The following is a 9,058-nucleotide window of genomic DNA, read 5'->3' as shown; positions in this document are numbered from 1 at the left end:
CGGTGGCCCTCTGCGCGCTCGTGGCCGGCCTGCTGCACGGCGGAGCGGCTGCGGCCTCCGCCGGCCTGGGCGGGGGACTGGTGCTGCTGCTCTCCGCGGTGACACTGGCCCTGATCGCCTGGCTCTGGGACCGGCAGCGGGAGATGGTCATGGTGCTGAGCATCGGCGCGTTCGTGCTGAAGATCGTTCTCTACGGCCTGGTCCTGTCCCTCGTGCCGCGCCCGGACTGGCTCGATCCGCTGGCCGCCGGGGTGGCCGCGCTGGTGGCGATCGTGGTCTGGCAGGCCGCCGAGGTGCTGATCTTCGCGCGTACCCGACGCAGCATCTACTGACCGATCGTTCTACGGCCCGGCGGAGGGGCGTCCGTGCGGTGCCGAAATGGGTCCAGCACCACACTCCCCACGGCCTCTGCAGTTCGTTCGCAGGGACATCTTTTTGGTATCGTTATTGCAGATCACAATCGACGGCCGAAGGTGCCGCCGTGCGCGACCACATCTCCCCATGGCAGAGCGGCCGAGAGTCGTTCTCACGTGCGCGGATGGGGGAGCCGGCAGCCGGGCCCGTCGACGCATCACTCCAGAGAGGACCCGCGTGCTTTCCCTCGTGCTCGCCAATGTCGCCAGCGCCGGCTTCACGCCGCCCAGCATCAGCGACGCCCACCTGCCGGAGATCCTGCCGTGGGGTGCCGAGTACGGCACCGGCTTCGGCAAGCAGATGCTGATGGTGATCCTGTCGATCGTCCTCATCTCCGGATTCTTCGCCCTCGCGATGCGCAGGCCGAAGCTGGTCCCGGGCAAGGCACAGTGGCTCGCCGAGTCCGGCTACTCCTTCGTCCGCAACTCCATCGCCAAGGACATCCTCGGCGAGCGGGACTTCAAGGCGTGGGTGCCGCTGCTGTTCGGCCTGTTCTTCTTCGTGCTGGTGAACAACATCTTCGGCGCGATCCCGTTGCTGCAGCTGCCGTCGTTCTCCCACGCCGGCGCGGCCTACGCCCTCGCGCTGATCGTCTACGTCATCTGGATCGGCGTCGGCATCCGCCACCACGGTCCGAAGTACTTCAAGCTGGCCGTCGTCCCGTCCGGCGTCCCCGGCTGGATCCTCCCGCTGCTCGTGCCGCTCGAGATCATCTCGAACTTCATCGTGCGCCCCCTGACCCACTCCCTGCGTCTCATGGCGACCATGCTCGCCGGCCACATGATCGTGATGCTCGCCGGCACCGGCGCCGCCTACCTGATCATGGAGTCCGGCTCCCTCTTCCTGCAGGGCGCCGGCGTCCTGGCGATCATCGGCTCGGTCGCCCTGTACTTCCTCGAGCTGCTGATCATGTACCTGCAGGCCTTCGTGTTCACCCTGCTGACCGCCATCTACATCCAGGGCGCGATCGCGGCGAACGACCACTGAGTTTTCCGGGGCCGGCAGCCTGAGCGCACCGGCCACGGAGCGGCGGCCACCGGCCGCCATCCCAGAGACTTCTCGATGCCGGCGAACGCCGGGCCACATCGGGAACACCCTCCGACCCTGCCGGGGACCGACTCCGGCATTGTGAAAGGAACACCATGGATCTCCACGGTTCTCTCAACATGATCGGCTACGGCCTGGCCTCCATCGGCTCCGCCATCGGCGTGGGCCTCATCTTCGCCGCCTACATCAACGGCGTCGCCCGTCAGCCGGAGGCCCAGCGCATCCTGCAGCCGATCGCCCTGCTCGGCTTCGCGCTGGCCGAGGCCCTCGCCATCCTGGGCCTGGTCTTCGCCTTCGTCATCGGCGCCTGACGCGCCCGTGTCCAGCGAGCCGTCGGCCGGCCCACGGGTCGGCCCGGCAGCTCCTCCTATTCAGGACTCATGACCGAAGGATGGTTGAAACATGATCAGCTCTGCACTGATCCTGGGCGCGTCTGAGGGTGCCAATCCTCTCGTTCCCAACCCGTGGGAGATGCTCGTCGTCGCGGTGGGCTTCGCCGTTCTGATGTTCATCGTCATCAAGTTCATCGTCCCGGCCCTCGAGAAGTCCTACCAGGACCGCGTCGAGGCGATCGAGGGCGGTCTCGCGAAGGCCGAGAAGGCCCAGGCCGAGGCGAACGCGATGATGGCGGACTACGAGCAGCAGCTCGCGGACGCCCGCCACGAGGCCAACCGCATCCGCGAGGAGGCCCGCACCGAGGGCGCCCAGATCGTCGCGGACGCCAAGGAGCGTGCGCAGGCGGAGGCCAACCGCATCACCGAGCAGGCCCACACCCAGATCGCCGCGGACCGTGCGCAGGCCGCCACCCAGCTGCGCTCCGAGGTCGGCACCCTGGCCACCACGCTGGCCGGCAAGATCGTGGGCGAGTCCCTGGACGACGACGCCCGCTCCCAGCGTGTGGTCGACCGTTTCCTGGCTGATCTCGACAAGCACCAGAGCGCAGGTGTGTCCGAATGATGACCGGTGCATCGAGGGACTCCCTGGTCGCCGCCCTCCAGGCGGTGGATCCGGTGCTGAACGAGGGCGGTGTGGCCCTGGCCCGCGAGCTCTTCGGCGCCCTGGACGTCGTGGACGAGCACGGCCCCGTGCGCCGCGCCCTGACCGACCCCGCCTGGACGACCGAGCGCCGGCACGGACTCGTCGACTCCCTGTTCGGCACCCGGGTGACCCCCGGTGCGTTGCAGGTCCTCAAGGACCTGGCCGGTCGTCGCTGGTCGGCTGAGCGGGATCTCGGCGACGCACTGGAGGTCGTTGCCTCCCACGCAGCGGCCGCCGAGGCCGAGCGCGGCGGACACGAGGGCCTTGCGGGCCTGTCTCGCGAGCTGCTCGGCTTCAACCGCACCGCCGACGCCTCGCACGAGGTGCAGTGGGCGCTGACCGACCGGCAGGCACCGGCCGAGGCCCGTGTGGCCCTGGCGCACCGCCTGCTGGGCGAGGACGCGACCGAGCCGGGCAAGCTGCTCGTCGAGCGCGCCGTCAAGGCGCCCCGCGGCCGCAAGCCCTTCCGCGCCGTGCGCGACTCCGCCGACGTCGTGGCCGAGCGCCAGCGTCAGTGGATCGCCGACGTCACGGTGGCCAAGCCGCTCGACCAGACCCAGCAGGACCGCCTGTCCCAGGGCCTGGACCGCGCCTTCGGCCGAGAGCTCGTCCTGGACGTGACCGTCGACCCCACCGTGGTGGGCGGCATCCGCGTGCAGGTGGGCGACGACGTGATCGACGCGTCCATGTCGAGCCGACTCAACGACCTCCAGCGCCGGATGGCCGGCTGACCCGCCGGGTCCGCCGCACCGGAGACGGAACACTTACGAACCGCTGCATCATCGTCCCGTCGATGATCGCCAGAGCAACAGAGAGCAGGGACTGCAGATGGCCGAACTGACCATCAACGCCGACGATGTCCGCAATGCCTTGAACGACTTCGCGGCATCCTACGAACCGACCGGCGGAGACCGCACCGAGGTGGGCCACGTGCTCACCGCCGCGGACGGCATCGCCCGTGTGGAGGGCCTGCCCTCCGTCATGGCGAACGAGCTCCTCCGCTTCGAGAACGGCATCCTGGGCCTGGCCCAGAACCTCGACAGCCGCGAGATCGGCGTGGTCGTGCTGGGCGAGTTCCAGCAGATCCGCGAGGGCATGGAGGTGCACCGCACCGGTGAGATCCTCTCCGTGCCCGTGGGCGACGGCTTCATGGGCCGCGTGGTGGACCCGCTGGGTCAGCCGCTGGACGACCTGGGCCCGATCGAGGCCGAGGGCCGCCGTGCCCTCGAGCTCCAGGCCCCGACCGTCACCGAGCGCAAGTCGGTGCACGAGCCGCTGCAGACCGGCATCAAGGCCATCGACGCCATGATCCCGATCGGCCGCGGCCAGCGCCAGCTGATCATCGGCGACCGCCAGACCGGCAAGACCGCCATCGCGGTGGACACCATCCTGAACCAGAAGGCCAACTGGGAGTCGGGCGACCCGGAGAAGCAGGTCCGCTGCGTCTACGTGGCCGTCGGCCAGAAGGCCTCCACCATCGCCGGCGTCCGCGCCACCCTCGAGGAGCAGGGCGCACTGGAGTACACCACCATCGTGGCGTCCCCGGCCTCCGATCCGGCCGGCTTCAAGTACCTCGCCCCGTACGCCGGCTCGGCCATCGGCCAGCACTGGATGTACGGCGGCAAGCACGTCCTGATCATCTTCGACGACCTGTCGAAGCAGGCCGAGGCCTACCGCGCCGTCTCCCTCCTCCTCCGCCGTCCGCCGGGACGCGAGGCCTACCCGGGCGACGTGTTCTACCTGCACTCCCGGCTGCTCGAGCGCTGCGCCAAGCTCTCGGACGAGATGGGCGCCGGCTCCATGACCGGCCTGCCGATCATCGAGACCAAGGCGAACGACGTGTCGGCCTACATCCCGACCAACGTCATCTCCATCACCGACGGCCAGATCTTCCTGCAGTCGGACCTGTTCAACGCGAACCAGCGTCCGGCCGTGGACGTCGGCATCTCCGTGTCCCGCGTGGGCGGCGCCGCCCAGGTCAAGGCCATGAAGAAGGTCTCCGGCACCCTGAAGCTGGACCTGGCCCAGTACCGTGACATGCAGGCGTTCTCCATGTTCGCCTCGGACCTGGACCCGGCCACCCGCCGCCAGCTCGCCCGCGGTGAGCGCCTGATGGAGCTCCTGAAGCAGCCGCAGTACATGCCGTACCCGGTCGAGGACCAGGTCGTCTCCATCTGGGCCGGCTCCAAGGGCCACCTGGACGAGGTCCCGGTGGACGACGTCCTCCGCTTCGAGCGCGAGTTCATCGACCACCTGCGCCGCAAGGACGTGGTGCTGGGTGCGATCGGCTCCTCCGGCAAGCTCGAGGACGACACCCTCGAGGCCCTGACCGCCGAGATCGAGGAGTTCAAGAAGAACTTCGAGCCCTCCGACCGGGACGGCGTCGCCGCCGGCAACGAGGAGCACAAGGCGATCGACGAGGATCAGGTCGCGCAGGAGCAGATCACCAAGCAGAAGCGCTGAGCGCAGAGGTGAGGTGAGCGGCCCGGCGTCACGCCGGCGCCGGGCCGCCGCCCCTCCGCCAGGAAAGGACCACCATGGGAGCCCAGATCCGGGTCTACCGTCAGAAGATCGCATCGACGTCGTCGATGAAGAAGATCTTCAAGGCGATGGAACTGATCGCCACGTCCCGCATCACCAAGGCACGCGAGCGGGTCAACCAGTCGCTGCCGTACGCGAACGCGATCACGCGCGCCGTCTCCGCCGTCTCGTCCCAGCACGACATCGACCACGTGCTGACCACCGAGGCGGAGAACCCGACCCGGGCCGCCGTGCTGATCATGTCCTCCGACCGCGGCCTGGCCGGCGCCTACTCGGCGAACGTCCTGCGCAAGTCGGAGGAGCTCATCCAGCACCTCACCGACGAGGGCAAGGAGATCGACCTCTACGTGCTCGGCCGCAAGGCACAGGGCTACCTGGACTTCCGCAGCCGCGAGTACGTGCAGGTGTGGACGGGTCAGACCGACGCCCCGGTCGCTGAGCGCGCCAAGGAGATCGGTGAGACCCTCGTCGAGGCGTTCCTCAAGGACACCGCCGCCGGCGGCGTGGACGAGATCCACGTGGTCTTCACCGAGTTCGTGTCGCTCGTCAAGCAGAACCCGCACGTCGTGCGCCTGCTGCCCCTCGAGGTCGTCGAGGAGCAGGTGACCGACGAGTCGGACGTCCTGCCGCTGTACGAGTACGAGCCGGACGCGGAGCAGGTCCTCGACGCCCTCCTGCCGAAGTACATCGAGTCCCGCATCTTCAACGCGATGCTGCAGGCGGCCGCGTCCGAGCTGGCCAACCGCCAGCGCGCGATGAAGTCCGCCGGCGACAACGCCACGAACCTCATCAAGGACTACACGCTCCTGATGAACAACGCTCGCCAGGCGGAGATCACGCAGGAGCTCACCGAGCTCATCGCCGGTGCCGACGCGCTCAACAACTCCTGAGCGCAGACGCCATCAGACCCGCCATCCACACACGATAAGAAGTGAGAGAGATGACTGCCACCATCCACGATCAGGGCACCGGGGCCTCCACCGGCGGTGCCATCGGGCGCGTCGCCCGCGTCATCGGTCCCGTGATCGATGCCGAGTTCCCCGCCAACGCCATGCCGGAGATCTACAACGCGCTGACCGCCGAGCTCACCCTCAACGGCCAGACCCGCGTCGTGACCTTCGAGGTCGCCCAGCACCTGGGCGACAACATGGTCCGCGCGATCTCCCTGCAGTCCACCGACGGCCTCGTCCGCGGCGCCCAGGTCACCGACTCCGGCGCCCCGATCTCCGTGCCGGTCGGCGACGTCGTCAAGGGCCACCTGTTCAACGTGCTGGGCGAGACCCTGGACACCCCGATCGACTCCCTCGGTGTGACCGAGCGCTGGCCGATCCACCGCCAGGCCCCGTCCTTCGCGGCCCTCGAGGGTTCCACCGAGATGCTGGAGACCGGCATCAAGGTCATCGACCTGCTGACCCCGTACATCAAGGGCGGCAAGATCGGCCTGTTCGGCGGCGCGGGCGTGGGCAAGACCGTGCTCATCCAGGAGATGATCACCCGTGTGGCCCGCAACTTCGGCGGCACCTCGGTGTTCGCGGGCGTCGGTGAGCGTACCCGTGAGGGCAACGACCTCTGGGTCGAGATGGACGAGGCGGACGTGCTGAAGGACACCGCCCTCGTGTTCGGCCAGATGGACGAGCCGCCGGGAACGCGTCTGCGCGTGGCCCTGTCCGCGCTGACCATGGCGGAGTACTTCCGCGATGTGCAGAACCAGGACGTGCTGCTCTTCATCGACAACATCTTCCGCTTCTCCCAGGCCGGCTCCGAGGTCTCCACCCTGCTGGGCCGCATGCCCTCCGCGGTGGGCTACCAGCCGAACCTGGCGGACGAGATGGGTGTGCTCCAGGAGCGCATCACCTCGACCCGCGGCCACTCCATCACCTCGATGCAGGCCGTGTACGTCCCGGCGGACGACTACACCGACCCGGCTCCGGCCAACGTGTTCGCCCACCTGGACGCCACCACGAACCTGACCCGTGACCTCGCCTCGCGTGGTCTGTACCCGGCCGTGGATCCGCTGGCCTCGACGTCGCGCATCCTCGACCCGCAGTACGTGGGCCAGGACCACTACGACACCGCCATCCGCGTGAAGCAGATCCTGCAGAAGAACAAGGAGCTGCAGGACATCATCGCGATCCTCGGCGTCGACGAGCTCGGCGAGGAGGACAAGATCACCGTGGCGCGTGCCCGCAAGATCGAGCAGTTCCTCTCGCAGAACACCTACACCGCGAAGCAGTTCACCGGTGTCGAGGGCTCGACCGTGTCCATCAAGGACACCGTCGAGGGCTTCAAGGCGATCTGCGACGGCGACGTCGACCACATCGCCGAGCAGGCCTTCTACAACGTCGGCGGCATGGACGACGTCGAGCGCGAGTGGGCCAAGATCCAGGCTGAGGGCTGATCGTCATGGCAGAGCTGAAGGTGGAGATCGTCTCCGAGGAGCGCTCCGTGTGGAACGGCACCGCCTCCGCGGTGTCCGCGCGGACGATCGACGGTGAGATCGGCATCCTGCCCGGCCACACCCCGCTGCTCGCCGTGCTCGGCGACGGCGAGGTCGTGGTCCGCACCACGGACGGCTCCACGGTGACGGCCCACGCCGCCGGTGGATTCTTCTCCGTGGACAACGACCAGGTCGTCATCGCCGCGACCAGCGCCCGCATGGGCTCTGGCAAGCAGGCCTGACCGGCTCACCGCTGGGGACCGCACACATGAAGGGCCCGGTGCCGGTGATCGTCGCAGTGGCGGCAGGAGTGATCCTGCTGCTGGTGTGGCTGATCCGGCGCCGGGCCCTCATGGCGTCCCCGGGCACCTTCCCGGCGGTCGGCACCGACTCCCGGGGCCGTCGGCATCACGTGATCGGCCGCTACGACGACGAGACCCTCCGGCTCTTCCGCCGCGACTCGTTCGTCGTCCGCCCGGCCTGGTCGGCCCAGCGCTGCGGCCTCGACCTGGAACGCGTGGAGGCGGAGGGCCTGCAGGACACCACGGTCCGGGTCCAGGTGTCGGAGTCCGCTGTGTCCTTCACACTGGACATGGACGAGGCGGACGCCTCCGGGCTGCGGGCCTGGATCGAGGCCGGCCCGTCCCTGGCCTCCCAGCCGTGGTGGAACTCCGGGCGCATCTAGCGCAACCGGCGAGCGCGCTCAGAACAGACGGGCGTCCGCGTCGTCCACTCCGCGCATCGCGTCGTAGTCGAGGGTGACGCACCGGATGCCGCGGTCCTCCGCGAGCGTGCGGGCCTGCGGCTTGATCTGCTGGGCGGCGAACACGCCGGTCACGGGGGCCAGCAGCGGGTCCCGGTTCATCAGCTCGAGGTACCGGGTCAGCTGCTCTACGCCGTCGATGTCCCCGCGCCGCTTGAGCTCCACGGCCACGGTCGAACCGGCTCCGTCCCGGGCCAGGATGTCCACGGGGCCGATGGCGGTCATGTACTCACGGCGGACGAGCGTCCAGCCGTCGCCGAGCGTGGTGATCTGCTCGGCCAACAGCCGCTGCAGGTCCGCCTCCACGCCGTCCTTGACCAGGCCGGGGTCCACGCCGAGGTCGTGGGCGGTGTCCGAGACGATCTCCTCCAGCAGCACCACGAGGCGGTCGTCGCTCTTCTTCGCCTGCACACGCCACACCTGTTGCACACCCTGGGCCGCCTGGTCCTCGCTCGGCTCCTCCACATGCAGGGTGGCCGGCGGGCTCATCCAGTTCAGGGGCTTGTAGGAGCCGCCGTCCGAGTGCACCAGCACCGAGCCGTCCGCCTTCACCATGAGCAGGCGGGTCGCGGTGGGCAGGTGGGCGTTGAGGCGGCCCTCGTAGGTGACGGAGCAGCGGGCAATGACGAGACGCACCCGGCCAGTGTAGTGGGGCGCCGTACGCGACCGGCGCTGTGCTCGGGGCGTGTGCGGCACCGGTCCGCAGGCAGCCGGTGCACCGGAGCGGGCTTCCCACGCAGGGCCGTGCCCGGATCCCGGTGCCCGGCCCCGGACCGCCACCGGGTCCGTGTGCGAGCATGGTGGGCATGCCCCGTTCC

At 69.1% G+C, this 9,058-nt stretch carries 11 protein-coding genes; 10 read left to right on the top strand and 1 reads right to left on the bottom strand.

The window, feature by feature from the left end; genetic code table 11:
- From AC2W7A_RS05835 to AC2W7A_RS05790, 10 genes are all read left to right on the top strand, one after another.
- On the top strand, positions 1 to 332 hold a 332-nt coding region (locus AC2W7A_RS05835; RefSeq protein ID WP_485990521.1), incomplete at its 5' end, for a Cg1360 family ATP-synthase-associated protein.
- 259 nt (positions 333 to 591) lie between these two features.
- Positions 592 to 1,401: a F0F1 ATP synthase subunit A gene (gene atpB / locus AC2W7A_RS05830; RefSeq protein ID WP_485990520.1), complete on the top strand. Its 810-nt coding sequence runs from the start codon at positions 592 to 594 to the stop codon at positions 1,399 to 1,401.
- 155 nt (positions 1,402 to 1,556) lie between these two features.
- On the top strand, positions 1,557 to 1,772 hold the full coding sequence (locus AC2W7A_RS05825) for an ATP synthase subunit C (protein WP_067189194.1): 216 nt from the start codon (positions 1,557 to 1,559) through the stop codon (positions 1,770 to 1,772).
- 91 nt (positions 1,773 to 1,863) lie between these two features.
- The gene (locus tag AC2W7A_RS05820; RefSeq protein WP_485990519.1) at positions 1,864 to 2,418 is read left to right on the top strand and encodes a F0F1 ATP synthase subunit B; all 555 of its coding nucleotides are present in this window, start codon (positions 1,864 to 1,866) and stop codon (positions 2,416 to 2,418) included.
- Positions 2,415 to 3,230 (top strand): F0F1 ATP synthase subunit delta, encoded by an 816-nt coding sequence (locus AC2W7A_RS05815; protein ID WP_485990518.1) that lies wholly within the window; start codon positions 2,415 to 2,417, stop codon positions 3,228 to 3,230. Before AC2W7A_RS05820 ends, AC2W7A_RS05815 begins: the two co-directional genes overlap by 4 nt.
- Positions 3,231 to 3,327: 97 nt before the next feature.
- Positions 3,328 to 4,962 (top strand): F0F1 ATP synthase subunit alpha, encoded by a 1,635-nt coding sequence (gene atpA, locus AC2W7A_RS05810; protein ID WP_485990517.1) that lies wholly within the window; start codon positions 3,328 to 3,330, stop codon positions 4,960 to 4,962.
- A 74-nt stretch (positions 4,963 to 5,036) separates the two neighbouring features.
- A complete protein-coding gene (locus AC2W7A_RS05805) occupies positions 5,037 to 5,930 on the top strand; it encodes a F0F1 ATP synthase subunit gamma (RefSeq protein ID WP_485990516.1) in 894 nt (297 codons plus the stop codon).
- A gap of 50 nt (positions 5,931 to 5,980) precedes the next feature.
- The gene (atpD, locus tag AC2W7A_RS05800; RefSeq protein ID WP_485990515.1) at positions 5,981 to 7,438 is read left to right on the top strand and encodes a F0F1 ATP synthase subunit beta; all 1,458 of its coding nucleotides are present in this window, start codon (positions 5,981 to 5,983) and stop codon (positions 7,436 to 7,438) included.
- 5 nt (positions 7,439 to 7,443) lie between these two features.
- Entirely contained in the window at positions 7,444 to 7,719 is a 276-nt protein-coding gene (locus AC2W7A_RS05795) for a F0F1 ATP synthase subunit epsilon (RefSeq protein WP_485990514.1), read from the top strand.
- 26 nt (positions 7,720 to 7,745) lie between these two features.
- A complete protein-coding gene (locus tag AC2W7A_RS05790) occupies positions 7,746 to 8,162 on the top strand; it encodes a DUF2550 family protein (protein WP_485990513.1) in 417 nt (138 codons plus the stop codon).
- Positions 8,163 to 8,180: 18 nt separating this feature from the next.
- On the opposite strand, the gene nucS is transcribed toward AC2W7A_RS05790, so the two are convergent.
- Positions 8,181 to 8,876, bottom strand: coding sequence for an endonuclease NucS (gene nucS / locus AC2W7A_RS05785; RefSeq protein WP_485990512.1), 696 nt, complete (start codon positions 8,874 to 8,876; stop codon positions 8,181 to 8,183).
- Positions 8,877 to 9,058: the final 182 nt, after the last annotated feature.

This window comes from Micrococcus sp. LASM2_SD2, assembly GCF_057364565.1.
Note: the sequence above shows the minus strand (reverse complement) of the source record. Positions and strands in the feature narration are given on the sequence as shown.